Genomic DNA, 14,685 nt, shown 5'->3' with positions numbered 1-14,685 from the left:
TATCAAGACTCGCTTTCGTATTTGTCGTTTAAACCGCCAAATCGACGATCACGTAAGGTAAATGATTCAATAGCTTCAACTAAATTATCTGCAGTATAGTCGGGCCATAAGACATCAGTAAAATATAGTTCTGTATAGGCTGCTTGATAGGGCATAAAATTGCTCAAACGTAATTCACCTGAAGTCCGTATCATCAAATCTGGTGCAGCCAAAATGCCAAGATTAGCTGTTTGTAATGCTTTTGAAAAAATATTGGCGTCAATATCACTAGGTGAAATTTCACCATCAGCAACTTGTTGCGCGATAGCTTTAGTTGCTTCAATGATTTCTACTTGTCCACCATAATTCAAGGCAAAATTCAAAATCATCCCCGTTCCTTGGACTGTTTGATTAATGGCATTTTTTACTGCTATCTGTGTCCCTTTTGGTAACCCATCAACATTTCCCATGACTTGCACTTGAATATTATTTTTAACCAATTCCGGCACAAAATCATTAAAAAAGTCAATTGGCAATTGCATCAAAAAATTAACTTCATCGCTAGGACGTGACCAATTTTCAGTTGAAAATGCGTATAAAGTTAACACCTTAACACCTAAATCATTGGCTGCGATGGTAATTTTTTTGACAGTATTCATTGCTGTCTTGTGTCCAGCAATTCGTGGCATCAACCGTCGCTTTGCCCAACGACCATTACCATCCATAATAATGGCAATATGCTCTGGTATTTTTAATTGTGCCTGTACGGTACTAAGATTCGTTTTCGTTTTAAAAAGCGCCAAGATGGCCCCCTCCTTGATGCGCAGTACGCGCAATGGTATCTAGTACATTTTACCAGATGTCACGCCAAGGTACAAAAAAACGTGATAAGAATTTTCTTATCACGTCCAAAGTTTATTGTACAGTAACCGACTTCGCTAAGTTTCTTGGACGATCAACATCAAGATTGCGATCCAATGTTGCATAGTAAGCAATTAATTGGGCTGGTATAACCGTTAACAATGGCATTAATAATTCATTCACATCTGGCAAAACAAATGCGTCATTCTTTTTCGCCAGTGATTTTCCTGAAATAATGACAGTATTAGCGCCACGGGCTGCTACTTGCGCAATTTCTCCGCGAACTAATCCTGCAGTCTTTGACTGTGTCAACAGTGCAAAGACTGGTGTCCCTTCTTCAATCAATGAAATTGTACCATGTTTCAATTCTCCTGCGGCAAATCCCTCTGTTTGAATGTAAGAAATTTCTTTTAATTTTAGTGCTGCTTCAACAGCTACTGCTGCATCCAAACCACGACCAATATAAAATGCTGATTGATGTCCCCGTAAAGCTTCTTCAGCGATAGTTTTAAAGGCAGCTTTTTGATCAATGATAACCTGCATTTCAACGGCGGCCTTTGCTAATTCATTTTTCAAATCAACATGGCTATTACCTGCTGCATGTGCCAAGATTGCTTCGACAATAATTTGTGCCGTGTAAGCTTTTGTAGATGCCACTGCAATCTCTGGTCCTGCTAGTAATGGTAGCGCAAAATCTGCTTCACGCGTTAAGGTTGAATTCATAACGTTGGCAACAGTCAAAGAAGGAAAGCCTTGTTTAACAATGTTATCAAGCACCTCACGGGAATCGGCCGTTTCCCCTGATTGACTCAAGAAAATAAAGAATGGATGCTGACTCAACAGCGGTTGGTCATAGGCAAATTCTGAAGAAATATGCACTTCTGTCGGAATACCTGTCCATTGCTCGAAATAACGTTTGCCCACAAGACCAGCGTGATACGATGTACCAGCAGCAACAATATAAAGACGATCAGCCGCTTTAATGGCTTCAATTATTTTGTCATCAATATTTCGAATCTGCCCCGCTTCATCAAAATAATATTGTGCCAATGTGTGTGCCACAACCACTTGCTCATCAATTTCTTTTAACATGTAATAAGGGTAAATACCCTTGTCAGTTTCTGAAGCATCAATATCTAAATGAAATGAATCACGCGTAATTTGGTTACCCTGTGCATCAAACAAACTCACTTTTTCTTTGTCAATAACTGCAACTTCACCATCCATTAACTCAATAAAATCTTTTGTCACATCAAGCATTGCGGCCGCATCGGATGTCACAACATTTCCTTGTTCAGAAACACCAATTAATAAAGGTGACTTTTTCTTAGCAGCATACAATAAATCAGGCGTTTCATTATCCATTAATAAGAAGCCATAGGCTGAATTATCATCTAACAAAGAAATCATTTGACGAAACGCATCAAATGTTGACATATTATTTTCTCTTGAAAATTTATCAATCAATTGCACCGCAACTTCTGTATCTGTTTGCGAGTGTAGCTTTACCCCTTGTAAATATGTTTCGCGTAACTCTTCATAATTCTCAATGACCCCATTATGGACCAAGAAAAAGCGCCCGTCCTCAGACATATGTGGATGCGCATTTTCAACAGAAACGCCACCGTGTGTCGCCCACCGTGTATGTGCAATGCCCGCCGTACCAGTAATGTTTTTATTCTTGGTTGCTGCTTCTAACATAGAAACACGACCTTTTTCTCGTACTAAAAAGCCACCAGCATCACCGCCGTTAACATAAACGCCTGCTGAATCATAACCACGATACTCTAATTTTTCTAAACCTCTTAACAAACTTGGTAAAACTTGATTTAACCCTGTAGCGCCAACAATTCCACACATATATAAATCCTCTTTTTTAAAATTGGTTAATACTTTAATATTAGACTAACACCCACTATTCTAAAGTATGACAGCCTGTTTGTCAACAATATAAAAAAATTGGTATAGTTCTAATTAACAGGTTGTTTCTCGTACTATATGACATTATAAAACACAAACACTGAATTGTGGTAAACTATTAAAAAATGAAAGTGAGCGTTATCGTGACAAAAAACGTATCATGGCATATTATTAATGCCAAGATTTTAGATGTATTTAACCTTAAATTTGATGAAACCGAACTATGGATTGACAAGGCTCAAATTGTTTATCGTGGCCATCGGTCAGATTTAAAAGCCGCGCATACTTATGATGCTCAGGGACAATATGTTATCCCCGGATTAATTGATGCTCATGTCCATATTGAAAGCTCATTATTAGCGCCTAGTGAATTTAGTAAGCTCGTCATACCACATGGCATTACGAGAATTTTTGCTGATCCACACGAAATTGCGAGCGTTTCAGGTGTGTCAGGCATTCAATATATGCTAGAGGATGCGCGTCAATCACCTCTCCATATACACTACATGCTGCCCTCATCTGTTCCGGCAACACCATTTGAGCATGCCGGTGCAACACTTCATGCAGACGCGCTCAAACCGTTTTATAGCGTCCCTGAAGTTAATGGTTTGGCAGAAGTGATGGATTTTCCTGCTGTTTTCAATGAAGATGCCGATATGCATCAAAAAATCATTGATGCGCAAACAGCTGGTAAACATGTTGATGGTCATGCCTCGGGATTGTCTCGTGAGCAACTCGCCATTTATCGTAAGTATGGCATTGATACGGATCACGAAAGTGAAAATGCTGCGCAAGCCCTTGACCGTTTAAACGCAGGCTTTTCTGTGTTTGTACGTGAAGGCACAGTTGAACGTGATGAAGTTGCTATTTTACCAGCGATCAACGCGGCAAATCAATCACATTTTTCATTTGCCACTGATGATAAAACAGCAAACGACATACAACATGAAGGTTCGATTGATTTCAGTGTGAAGTTAGCCATCAAAAATGGTATGGATCCTGCCATGGCTTTCACAATTGGTAGTTATAATGCTGCCCAGGCACAGCATCTCCAAAATATAGGCGCCTTAACAGACGGATTTGTAGCTGATCTAGTCATACTCGATCAACTACATGATTTTACTGTAAAAAAAACCATGGTCAATGGTGAGTGGTATGCTGAACCTGCAACAAAAGTCACACAATTAGCCAATCAATTACTCAATTTTACTTTAACAACGTCAGATATTGCGTTAAAAATTAATCCTAGCAAACCTGCACATGTGATTAATATTATGCCTCACCACATTACCACCCAGCACACCGTTGAACATGTGCCAAGTATCGCTGGTTATTTTCAACCAAATAATACCTACGCAAAAATAATTGTTGCTGAACGTTATCATAACCTTGGTCGCGGTGTTGGCATAATCAAAGGGTTCAACCTTAAATCTGGTGCCATTGCTTCAACTATTGCTCATGATTCTCACAATGTCATCATTGCTGGTACCAATGATTCAGATATCATTCTCGCTGCAGATACATTACGTGAAATTGGTGGTGGTCAAGTTGTTGTTAACAATGGCAAGATAACCACCTTGCCACTAGCCATTGGCGGCTTAATGTCTGATCAGTCCTTCAAAGACGTCATTGCAGCTAATAACGTGTTACAGCATGCTTTTTCTGCTATGAGCGATATTACGTTCGATCCTTTCTTAACATTATCTTTTATGGCTTTACCTGTCATCCCAAGTCTTAAAATCACTGATCAGGGCTTGTTTGACTTCAACAGCTTTTCATTTATTCAGGTTCAAGACTAATTATGCAAACGTTAAGTACGTCCCCAGAAAAACTACTCACAATTTTGCTTGGTCAACCAGCGACATTAAACATTGACTATACTGGCCTGCTACTACTGGTAGCAGAAAAGAATGAGCAGTTACATCTCCCCTCTGAAATGGCTGGTTGCATCATTTATTTTGATAAAAACCAAATCACATTTGTTTCACTGGTTCATCCATTTACAGTGTGCACACAACCTGGTATTTTCCAAACCGATGACAGTCAAATCCATCGTGAGCCTTACAACTGGTTTGGCCCGCAATCATTAGTCATTGAAAAAAAGTTGCAAGATTTTTCTAAAAATTATGATGGTCCTTTAACTAATAATGGTGATATCCCGAGAAGCCTTATTCCAGACAATATTGCAGAACCAGTTATTCTATCTGATAATTATTGGTATGATTATACTAAATTTGTGAATGATCCTGATAATAGTTTTGTCGCAAAAATTAAACCTATGTTTAAGCAACAATAAAAATACACGAACTTAAGACCTTGTCTTAAGTTCGTGTATTTTTTATCAATCATCTTATCAGTTAAAATTAATCTTGTTCCACACCTGAACTACCGTCACTGATATTAACATGACGTGGACGAGACCCATCAGCGGGACCAATATACCCCCCCGACTCTAAATCATCAATTAATCGTGCTGCACGATTATAACCAATACGGAAACGGCGTTGTAACAAGGATGTTGAGGCTTTTTGCTGTTCAATGATAAATTGTACAGCTTCTTGGAATAGTTCATCCTCACTATCTCCTTGACTCAAACCATCACCTTTATCTTGTGAAACTTCCTCATCTGTTACCGTCATCGACTCAGAATACTGAACGGCTTGTTGCGCCTTGACAAACTCCACAACATTAGTCACATCAGTATTACTGATAAATGCACCTTGGACACGTTGTGTCGGTTTGCCAGGTGGCGCAAAAATCATATCTCCTTTACCTAACAATTTTTCAGCGCCATTACTGTCCAAAATCGTACGTGAATCAATACCAGAAGCCGTTCTAAAGGCAATGCGGCCTGGAATATTACTTTTAATTGTGCCGTTAATAACCTTCACATCTGGTCTTTGAGTTGCTAAAATCATGTGAATTCCTGCTGCACGGGCTTTCGCGCCTAAACGGGCAATAGACACTTCAATTTCTGAACCAACTGTACTCATCAAATCTGCAAATTCATCCACGATTGCGACAATATAAGGCATCTTTTGCATCACAGATGCTCCTGTTTCTTTTGCCTCAGCATTCTGCTTTTCAACTGCTAAATTGTATTCGCCAATGTTACGTTTCCCGAATTGTGCCAGTAATTTATAACGATTTTCCATTTCGTCCACAACTTTTTGCAAAGACTTGGCTGCTTTACGGGGATCAGAAACAACTGGGGTCAATAAGTGTGGTATACCATTGTAAATTGATAGTTCAACTACTTTTGGATCAACCATCATCAATTTCACTTCACTTGGTTTTGCTTTGAGAATAATTGAAATAATGATACCATTTAAACCAACCGACTTACCTGAACCTGTTGATCCAGCAATTAACAAATGTGGCATGTCGGCTAAATTGGCCATAATAATATTCCCTGTGACATCACGGCCTAAGGGCACATTTAAAAGATGTTCATTATCTTTAGGTGCTTGCTCAATCATGTCACGGAACCCAACAGTCGCTTGTGTATCATTAGGTACCTCAATCCCTACATAGGGTTTACCAGGTATTGGCGCTTCAATACGAATTGATTTAGCCGCTAATGCTAATGCCAAATCATCAGATAGATTGGCAATGCGGTTGACTTTAACACCCTGTCCCGGCTTGAGTTCATATTGTGTCACGGTTGGCCCAAGAGATACACTGGTTACTTCCGCTTCCACGCCAAAGCTTAACAATGTATCATGAACTAATCGTGATTTTTCGGTCAAACTCTTAAATTCTTTGGTCTGATCAGTTGGCGCTACTTGTGTTAACAAATCAATGGTTGGCAATTGATAGTCTGGATTCTCATTTTCAGGTGTACCTGTAGCCAATTCAATATGTTCGTCATTAGATTCAGTCAGTTTTTCTATGTTCTTTGTCACTGGTTTTACCACAGCATCATGCTTCTTTGCTTCTGCTGTTACAGGCCCTTGCCATTTAATCTCAGGCTCTACAAAATTACCACCTACTTGCGTTGCCTTATCATGAGTTGACAATGGGGCTTCATCGGTCGCCACGACTGATTCTTTATGCACACCTAATGGATCAGTGTCATAATCACTAATCCGCTTTTTTTGTCGGTCACGCTTTTTAAAAAGCGGTGCACGTTGTGGCATATTCGCATGCTGATCTTGAATATAAGTAACACCTTTCTGCGCTTTTTCGATACCTTTTTGCGTTAAATCACGGGCAGGGATGCGGAAAAAAATAATAATACCACTAAACAATACTATTATTGTCACTATCCATGTACCAATATTTGACATGAGCGTAAATAATAGTTGATAAATTATTGCACCAACACTACCACCACCTACAGGTGTATTCGCTGCTTTATTTACAAAGTCTTGCCCAATTAACCGACCAACTTCACTAATATAACCACTACCATTTTTCAATGTGTATGTAAAAAACAACAAAGAAGATATGGTGAGTAATGCAATATAAACCATCAGGGCCCCAATCCAAAAATGGCTCGCAACTTTGGGTAATTTTTTAAATATAAAATAATAAATCAGCGCTGCCGTCAAGGGTATTAGAAATCCTAAATACAAATTACCGAAGAAAAAACGCCAGAGATTCGCCACATATGCGCCTAATAGACCCAGCTTAAATATCCCTAATACACCAAACAATGCGCTCACTAAAATGGCAATATTTTTACTAATAATATGACTGGTGCTTGCTTTTTTCCGCGACGTTGTTGCACGTCGCTTTTGTGGTGTTTTTCGTGTGGCCAATTATCTTCACCTTTATAATTAATTATTATGTAATACTTTATTTTATCATGAAATCTAGGCAAACAGTTGTTCGTTTGCAAACTTAAAAATGTCTTACAGAAAGAATATAAAAAGCCGCAACGATAGCTGCGACTTTTTATAGCTCGTGAGAGAATCGAACTCTCGATTCCGCCGTGAAAGGGCGGCGTCTTAGCCGCTTGACCAACGAGCCATGGTCAGTGCTATATCATTACTGAAATAACTATATTATGATAACAGCTTTTCTAAATGCTGTCAAATACTTACTTCAACTTGTCTTGTTCATAAGTATGAATCGTGTCCAAATTGGGGAAACTTTGCTGACGGAGAGCCTCAAACAAAACAATTGCAACCGTATTGGATAGATTTAATGACCTAATATGTGTGTCATTTTGTGGAATTCGAATCGCTTTTTCAGAATTTTGGCGCATAAACACTTCTGGTAAGCCAGTTGTTTCCTTCCCAAATAAAAAATATTGATCGCCTTCCGCTTGCTTATAATTGGGCTGTGTATAAGCCATATTAGCAAATTTAGATACTAAATAAAGTTGATCTTTTTCATCCAAAGTTGCCAAAAAGTCAGGTAAACTTGCATGTTTTACTAATTTGACATGCTCCCAGTAATCCAACCCTGCACGTTTAACATGTTTATCATCGAGATCAAAACCCAACGGTTCAATGAGATGTAAAATCGCATCTGTACCAGCGGTTGTACGGGCAATATTACCAGTATTTGCTGGCATTAAAGGTTCAAACAATACAATATGATTTGTCATTTTTATATTTCTTCCACTTCATCTTCATCTTCATCTTCATCTTTATAAAATTCTGAATTGTTACGCCACCACATATAAATACGAGTCACAATAACTTTTAAAACAGCATAGGTTGGTACGGCTAAAATAATTCCCAGCACACCAAAAATATGACCACTACTTAATAACACAACAATGACAGTTACTGGATGGATAGATAACGCTTCACCCAAAATTTTGGGTGCAATAACGTGGCCCTCAATTGGCTGTTCAATCGCCAAGACAATAATGGCTAAAATCAACATTTTCGGTCCACCTGCAATGAGTGCAACTGTCCAAACTGGCACTTGCGCAATAATTGAACCAACATATGGAATCATGTTAAAGAATCCCGCCATTAATGCCAATAAAATACCATAGGGTAAACCAATCAATGTGAAACCAATACTGAACATAATCATGACAGCAAAAGCCACCCCTAATTGACCACGAATATATTGCGCAATTTGTTTACTAATATCTGTCAGCAATTGTTGTACTGAATGCTGCGCTTGTGGTGGGAATTTTTCGCCAATAAATTCAGAAAACTTATGCCCATCCAACAACATATAATATAAAATAAACGGTGTGGCGACTGCCGTTATACTAACGGTTGTTAATACTGATGCAAACGAGCTGATACCAGCTACACCAGTTGTCAGATATTTACGACTCCAATCAATCACAGTTTGGTTAATATTCGTGTTTGTATGATTTAAAAACTCTCTGACTGGATTAAACTGGTCTGATTTAAACGTTTCGTTAATAAAATTCTGACTTGTATGCCAATAATTTGGCCAATTGGCTGTAAAAGTTACCAGTTGGCTGCGTAACACGAGCACAACGATCGTTATAAGACCTGCTGCCACTGCCAACAACAAGACCAAAATAATACCAATTGATATGCCGCGTGGTAATCGGGTATATTTACTAACTAAATTGACCACTGGGCTTAACAAATAATAAAGCACGCCCGCAATTAAAATTGGTGCACCAACTGCTGTAAATAATGCGCGTACTGGTTCAAACACAAAACGGATTTGCCAACCCAAAAAAATAATTAACAAGACCAGCAAAATCACAACCAACCCATGCACTAAATCATTACCCGACAATAACCGCCGGTACCACGACTGTGGTTCTTTATTTTTACCCATGAAAAGCCCTCTCTATTCAAATGAAAATTTAATAATTTTTCGCATATATTGTATTACCACTATATTACCATATTTCCCACACTTCTAAACGTATAATCTTCCTCTTTTTAGATAATGAACACTGTCTAAAAGGGTTAAATATGATAATATTGAAGTAACTTATATTTTCAGAAAGAATCCCTATGTCTACTACTGCAACCGCACACACGAATATCGCCTTCATCAAGTATTGGGGTAAAAAAGACCCTATTTTAAATTTACCGACTACCAGTTCTTTGTCTTTAACACTTGATCAGTTTTATACACAAACAACAGTCACGACTCATGCACAAGCTGACCAATTAATTTTAAACGATATACCAGTAGACACCACAAGAACGCACCAATTTTTAAACATATTACGTGAACAACTTGGCAACTTTGGCCCACTAACAGTCACCTCAACAAATCACGTACCAACAAGTGCTGGGTTAGCTTCTTCTGCTTCTGCATTTGCAGCGCTAACTGGCGCAGTTACTCGTGAACTCAAACTCACCATACCAAATGAAGCTTTGTCACGTCTTGCTCGTCGCGGATCTGGGTCAGCATCAAGGTCATTTTATGGGCATTTTGCTATGTGGCATGAAGGTGTCGATGATATGTCTTCCTTTGCGGAAAGTCTGCACGCGCCAGATATGCCCATTGCCCTTGTAGTAGCGGAGGTATCAGCTGATGTTAAAAAAGTGAGTTCTAGTGAAGGCATGCGTCGTGCAGTCACTTCACCAAATTATGGTGACTGGTTAAGAAAAAGTAACGCCCAATTCGTTGACATGCAGGCTGCCGTGATGGCTGCAGACATTGAAAAAATTGGTAGCCTTGCCGAAGATAACGCATTGAGTATGCATGCTTTAAATCTAACTGCACAACAACAGCCTTTCACCTACTTCACAAGTGAAACACAACAAATACTCAAAATCGTCCAAGGCTTACGGCAACAGGGCTTTTTGGCTTTTGCAACGATTGATGCGGGTCCAAATGTTAAAATCATTACCACTTTAACTACTGCGCCATATGTTGTAGCAGCCCTACACGACATGCTGCCACAACTTCATATAGAAACTGCTACAAGCGGATCAGGTATAACTTATGACTAAAGTTTTCATCCCCGGCAAACTTTTTTTAGCTGGCGAATATGCTATTACACATCCTGGTAACACAGCAATAATTGCTGCGACAACCACTGGTTTAACTGTTGAAATAAGTGCGGCCAGTGCACAATCAAGCGTCTTTTCAAACACAATTTCTCACCCATGGCAATTTCAGATGGCTCGTTTTGATAACCACTATACAAACGATTGGCGTTACGTTGGCTCGGCAATTGAAATTATCCGTAACTATATGACGCTTAACTATAAAAATAGGCCTTTAAGCGACATAACGATTACAGTTATCAGTCATTTAAATGGTCCGCTTGGTAAAATTGGATTAGGTTCTTCAGCAGCTGTTGTGGTCGGTATTATCGAGGCTTTCAACGATTTTTTTCAACTTGATCTACCTATTTTGACACGCTTTAAATTAGCCAGTTTGGCTCACCTACATGTACAAAAAAACGGTTCTCTAGGTGATATCGCAGCAATTACTTATGGCGGTGTCATTGCCTATCAAAGCCCAGATTTATCAGAATTTGTGCTAACTGATAATGGTTGGCTAAACCCTGATATTATCAATGACCCTTGGCCAAAATTAGCAATTACATCACTGCCTTGGCCAAAAAACTGGCAATTACTGCTCGGTGCAACACATGAATCGGCTGACACTAAGTCAGCCCTCACAAATATGAACTTAACTCAAAAATTTTTATCTGATAGTCAACTTATCGTTCAAGATATTATTCATACAGTGGTTGTAGGTAATTATGCGCACTTTGCTCAGGGCCTACGTGCCAATCAGCGACTACTCACTCATAATTTACCTGCTGGTTATGTCACGCCAAAACTAGCCGTGTTACTCGATAGTCTAAAAGATATCGCTGGTAAAATCAGTGGCGCCGGGTTCGGGGACAACGGATTTGCAGTGTTTAATGACAATGCCGATCAGCTCATACGGTTCTGGCAATTGCATCAAATCGACCCACAAATCATTGTTATTTCAGCACAAAAGGGGAATTTATGAGTGAATCTAATCAAGCACATCGTAAAGATGAACATTTATCTCTTAGCGTCAATATCTGGCGTCAAAATAAACGGCTACAAGTTGGCGCTAATTTTGACGATATACGTTGGTTACCTGACACTTTTCCAGAAATGTCAGTATCTGATGTTGATCTTGGTGTCATGCTTTTAAACCATCATTTTGATTGGCCTTTTTATATCGAAGCGATGACTGGTGGCTCACATTTGACGAGCCGTATTAATGGGCAACTTGCACAAGCAGCACAAAAAACAAATTTAGCAATGGCGGTTGGTTCACAATCTATTGCTTTAAAAGAATCCGATGCAGTAGCTTCTTTTAAAATTGCACGTCAAAACAATCCTGATGGATTTTTAATTGCCAATCTTGGTGCAGATCATTCAATAAAAAATGTGCGCGATGCGATTGATATGATTGATGCCAACGCGATTGAAATGCACGTCAATGTCGCTCAAGAATTAGTTATGGCTGAGGGCGATCGTGAATTTTATTGGCTTGACAATTTATCCACAATTATTGCTAAATCACCTGTTCCTGTAATTATCAAAGAAGTTGGTTTTGGTATGAGCAACCAGGCTTTTAAAACCATTAAACAACTCGCACCCGCTGCAATTAACGTGGGTGGTGCCAATGGCACCAATTTTGCAGTAATTGAACGTCGCCGTAATCGTCAACCGGATACCTTCAACATCGATCAATACGGTTTATCAACAGTGGAAAGCTTATTATCAGCACAGTTTTCTAACAATCAAATACCGCTTATTGCAACAGGTGGTATTCAATCTGCTAATGATATAATAACCAGTTTAATGCTTGGTGCTTCTTTAACTTCAAGCGCTGGATTTATGTTAGCAACCTTAATGGATAAAGGCGAAACGGCACTTATTCAACAAATTGAAGATTGGCAACGTGCTTTACCACGCTTGTTCACACTACTGGGTGCCAAAAACGGGCAATCACTACAACATGCAGAAAGACTGTATTCACCCGCATTACAAAACTTTATCAATCAACGTCAAAGCGCGACTCACTAGGAGCCGCGCTTTTCTAATTTATTAAAAATAACCTATCGTAGAAAAAATATTAAACTGATCTAACCATCTTTTACTTAATCAAATCTAGCTTGTCAAAATCTACAATGGCAATAACTGGTAAATTACGGAAAAAATTATTGTAATCCATACCATAACCCACTAAAAATTCATCAGGTACATCTAAACCAAAATAATCTACTTCAAAATCAACGACACGTGCTGCTTTTTTATCAGCCAATGCTACCGTTGTCACTGTGGCTGCACCTTTTAACTCAAAATAATTGTTCAACCATTGCATCGTTCGTCCTGAATCAATAATCTCATCGACTATAACAACGTCACGGCCAGTGACATCCATACTAACGTCATGTACGACTTTAACTTGCCCGGTTGACGAAACACCCGAATAACTTTTGACATCAATAAAATCAAAATCAACATCAAGTGGTATTTTACGTAGCAAATCTGTCGCAAAAATGACACCACCTTTGAGCACAGCAATAAATATTGGACGTTGCATGTGATCTTCAAACTTATCTGTTAACTCATTTGCAACACGTTGCACTTGGGCTTGAATATCAGTTTCAGTTGCCAAAACTGCTTTGATCGCTGGGTGGTTAATTAATGATCTCATGCCAAGCCTACTCTCTTAAAAATCTCATCAACATGACGTAAATGATAATGATAATCAAAGGCATCATTGATTTGTTCTTTGGTTAAGTGTGTGCCAATGGTGCTATCAGCGTCAACAAGGTCGCGGAACATCAAATGCTCATCCCAAGAACGAGCAGTCAACGGTTGTACAGTGTCATAAGCTTGCTCACGAGACAACCCCGCATCAATCAAGCTCAGCAACAGGCGTTGTGAGTATATCAAGCCATAGGTACGATCCATATTTTTTTGCATGGTCTCAGGAAAGACACCCAAATTGTTCAAAATACCCGTATGTCGCTGCAACATATAATCAATAATGGCAGTTGCATCAGCTAAAATAATGCGTTCTGCCGATGAATGTGAAATATCACGCTCATGCCATAATGTCACATTTTCTAAGGCAGTAACAGCATAACCACGTAACACACGTGCCAACCCAGTAATGTTTTCATCACCAATCGGATTGCGTTTATGTGGCATTGCAGAAGAACCCTTTTGTCCCTTAGCAAATCCTTCTTCAACTTCATGAATTTCTGAACGTTGCAAAGATCGAATTTCTGTCGCTAATTCTTCCATTTGTGTCCCAATTAAAGCAATGGTTTGAACGTAGTCAGCATGCAGATCACGCGGCAAAACTTGTGAACCAATAGGTTGTGCTGTCAAGCCAAGCTCTTGCATAGCAATTTCTTCCACATATGGTGGCACATTCGCAAATGTACCCACAGCACCTGACAACTTACCTGTCTCTACTTCTGCGGCCACACGATCAAAACGTGCAATCGCCCGAGTTGCTGAAGCATAAAAACGTGCCATTTTCAAACCAAATGTTGTTGGTTCAGCATGCACCCCATGTGTGCGTCCCATCATAACTGTATCTTTATACTGTAATGCTAACTTTTTTATTGCATCACGCCAGTCTTGCAAATCTTGTTTAATAATAACGTTAGCTTGGCGTAATCGTAATGCTTGTGCTGTATCCACCACATCTGTTGAAGTCAAGCCATAATGAATCCACTTACGTTCATCACCGAGTGATTCTGAGACATTTCGTGTAAATGCCACAACATCATGACGCGTTGATAATTCAATTTCCGCAATACGTTCTGCGTCAAATTTAGCATGAGCACGGATTTTTTCAAGGTCGGTAGCTGGAATATGTCCTGCGGCTACCCAGCCAGCATCAACAGCAATTTCAACATCGAGCCAAGTCTGATATTGATTTTGCATTGACCAAATATCGCGAAGTTCTTGACGAGAATAACGTTCTATCATTTTTAGATTCCTTTATGTTCTGTCTTTAAATATAATTGTACCAGTTAATGAACCATTTGCGTTC

General features: G+C 39.2%; 12 protein-coding genes and 1 tRNA gene. 5 read left to right on the top strand and 8 right to left on the bottom strand.

Annotation, left to right across the window (positions count from 1 at the left end; translation table 11 throughout):
• Positions 1–2: 2 nt before the first annotated feature.
• Positions 3–785 carry an isoprenyl transferase gene (locus AB3K24_RS04175; RefSeq protein ID WP_409201757.1) on the bottom strand — a complete coding sequence of 261 codons (783 nt, stop codon included), beginning with the start codon at positions 783–785 and terminating at the stop codon, positions 3–5.
• 109 nt (positions 786–894) lie between these two features.
• Positions 895–2,700 carry a glutamine--fructose-6-phosphate transaminase (isomerizing) gene (gene glmS / locus AB3K24_RS04170; protein WP_367973942.1) on the bottom strand — a complete coding sequence of 602 codons (1,806 nt, stop codon included), beginning with the start codon at positions 2,698–2,700 and terminating at the stop codon, positions 895–897.
• Positions 2,701–2,903: 203 nt separating this feature from the next.
• Between glmS and ade the strand changes: the two genes are divergently transcribed.
• Positions 2,904–4,559 (top strand): adenine deaminase, encoded by a 1,656-nt coding sequence (ade, locus tag AB3K24_RS04165; protein WP_367973941.1) that lies wholly within the window; start codon positions 2,904–2,906, stop codon positions 4,557–4,559.
• A gap of 2 nt (positions 4,560–4,561) precedes the next feature.
• A complete protein-coding gene (locus AB3K24_RS04160) occupies positions 4,562–5,056 on the top strand; it encodes a hypothetical protein (RefSeq protein WP_367973940.1) in 495 nt (164 codons plus the stop codon).
• Between the two features lie 67 nt (positions 5,057–5,123).
• Here the strand turns inward: AB3K24_RS04160 and AB3K24_RS04155 are convergent, their stop codons facing one another.
• The 4 genes from AB3K24_RS04155 to AB3K24_RS04140 form a co-directional block, all read right to left on the bottom strand.
• Positions 5,124–7,523 carry an FtsK/SpoIIIE family DNA translocase gene (locus tag AB3K24_RS04155; protein WP_367973939.1) on the bottom strand — a complete coding sequence of 800 codons (2,400 nt, stop codon included), beginning with the start codon at positions 7,521–7,523 and terminating at the stop codon, positions 5,124–5,126.
• A 139-nt stretch (positions 7,524–7,662) separates the two neighbouring features.
• Positions 7,663–7,734: transfer RNA gene (locus AB3K24_RS04150), tRNA-Glu, on the bottom strand.
• Between the two features lie 70 nt (positions 7,735–7,804).
• Positions 7,805–8,317 (bottom strand): tRNA (cytidine(34)-2'-O)-methyltransferase, encoded by a 513-nt coding sequence (locus AB3K24_RS04145; protein ID WP_367973938.1) that lies wholly within the window; start codon positions 8,315–8,317, stop codon positions 7,805–7,807.
• A 2-nt stretch (positions 8,318–8,319) separates the two neighbouring features.
• Positions 8,320–9,492, bottom strand: coding sequence for an AI-2E family transporter (locus AB3K24_RS04140; protein ID WP_367973937.1), 1,173 nt, complete (start codon positions 9,490–9,492; stop codon positions 8,320–8,322).
• Between the two features lie 182 nt (positions 9,493–9,674).
• Here AB3K24_RS04140 and mvaD point away from each other — a divergent pair, with 182 nt between their 5' ends.
• The 3 genes from mvaD to fni are packed head-to-tail and all read left to right on the top strand — an operon-like array spanning position 9,675 to position 12,695.
• The gene (gene mvaD, locus AB3K24_RS04135; protein WP_367973936.1) at positions 9,675–10,625 is read left to right on the top strand and encodes a diphosphomevalonate decarboxylase; all 951 of its coding nucleotides are present in this window, start codon (positions 9,675–9,677) and stop codon (positions 10,623–10,625) included.
• Positions 10,618–11,643: a phosphomevalonate kinase gene (locus AB3K24_RS04130; protein WP_367973935.1), complete on the top strand. Its 1,026-nt coding sequence runs from the start codon at positions 10,618–10,620 to the stop codon at positions 11,641–11,643. The genes mvaD and AB3K24_RS04130 overlap by 8 nt, the downstream gene beginning before the upstream one ends.
• On the top strand, positions 11,640–12,695 hold the full coding sequence (fni, locus tag AB3K24_RS04125) for a type 2 isopentenyl-diphosphate Delta-isomerase (protein WP_367973934.1): 1,056 nt from the start codon (positions 11,640–11,642) through the stop codon (positions 12,693–12,695). Before AB3K24_RS04130 ends, fni begins: the two co-directional genes overlap by 4 nt.
• Positions 12,696–12,765: 70 nt before the next feature.
• Here fni and hpt read toward each other — a convergent pair whose 3' ends face one another.
• Positions 12,766–13,329 carry a hypoxanthine phosphoribosyltransferase gene (hpt, locus tag AB3K24_RS04120; RefSeq protein ID WP_367973933.1) on the bottom strand — a complete coding sequence of 188 codons (564 nt, stop codon included), beginning with the start codon at positions 13,327–13,329 and terminating at the stop codon, positions 12,766–12,768.
• Positions 13,326–14,621 (bottom strand): adenylosuccinate lyase, encoded by a 1,296-nt coding sequence (gene purB, locus AB3K24_RS04115; RefSeq protein ID WP_367973932.1) that lies wholly within the window; start codon positions 14,619–14,621, stop codon positions 13,326–13,328. The genes hpt and purB overlap by 4 nt, the downstream gene beginning before the upstream one ends.
• Positions 14,622–14,685: the final 64 nt, after the last annotated feature.

The organism is Leuconostoc aquikimchii (assembly GCF_040838325.1).
Classification (GTDB): domain Bacteria; phylum Bacillota; class Bacilli; order Lactobacillales; family Lactobacillaceae; genus Leuconostoc; species Leuconostoc aquikimchii.
The sequence above is the reverse complement of the archived record's forward strand: the minus strand, read 5'-3'. Positions and strand labels throughout refer to the sequence as shown.

Bases quoted from the DNA above. Each gene is read 5' to 3' on its own strand.
- glmS (WP_367973942.1), bottom strand. From the start codon at position 2,700: ATGTGTGGAATTGTTGGCGCTACAGGGTTAAATCAAGTTTTACCAAGT.
- AB3K24_RS04160 (WP_367973940.1), top strand. From the start codon at position 4,562: ATGCAAACGTTAAGTACGTCCCCAGAAAAACTACTCACAATTTTGCTT.
- AB3K24_RS04145 (WP_367973938.1), bottom strand. From the start codon at position 8,317: ATGACAAATCATATTGTATTGTTTGAACCTTTAATGCCAGCAAATACT.
- AB3K24_RS04140 (WP_367973937.1), bottom strand. From the start codon at position 9,492: ATGGGTAAAAATAAAGAACCACAGTCGTGGTACCGGCGGTTATTGTCG.
- mvaD (WP_367973936.1), top strand. From the start codon at position 9,675: ATGTCTACTACTGCAACCGCACACACGAATATCGCCTTCATCAAGTAT.
- AB3K24_RS04130 (WP_367973935.1), top strand. From the start codon at position 10,618: ATGACTAAAGTTTTCATCCCCGGCAAACTTTTTTTAGCTGGCGAATAT.
- fni (WP_367973934.1), top strand. From the start codon at position 11,640: ATGAGTGAATCTAATCAAGCACATCGTAAAGATGAACATTTATCTCTT.
- hpt (WP_367973933.1), bottom strand. From the start codon at position 13,329: ATGAGATCATTAATTAACCACCCAGCGATCAAAGCAGTTTTGGCAACT.
- purB (WP_367973932.1), bottom strand. From the start codon at position 14,621: ATGATAGAACGTTATTCTCGTCAAGAACTTCGCGATATTTGGTCAATG.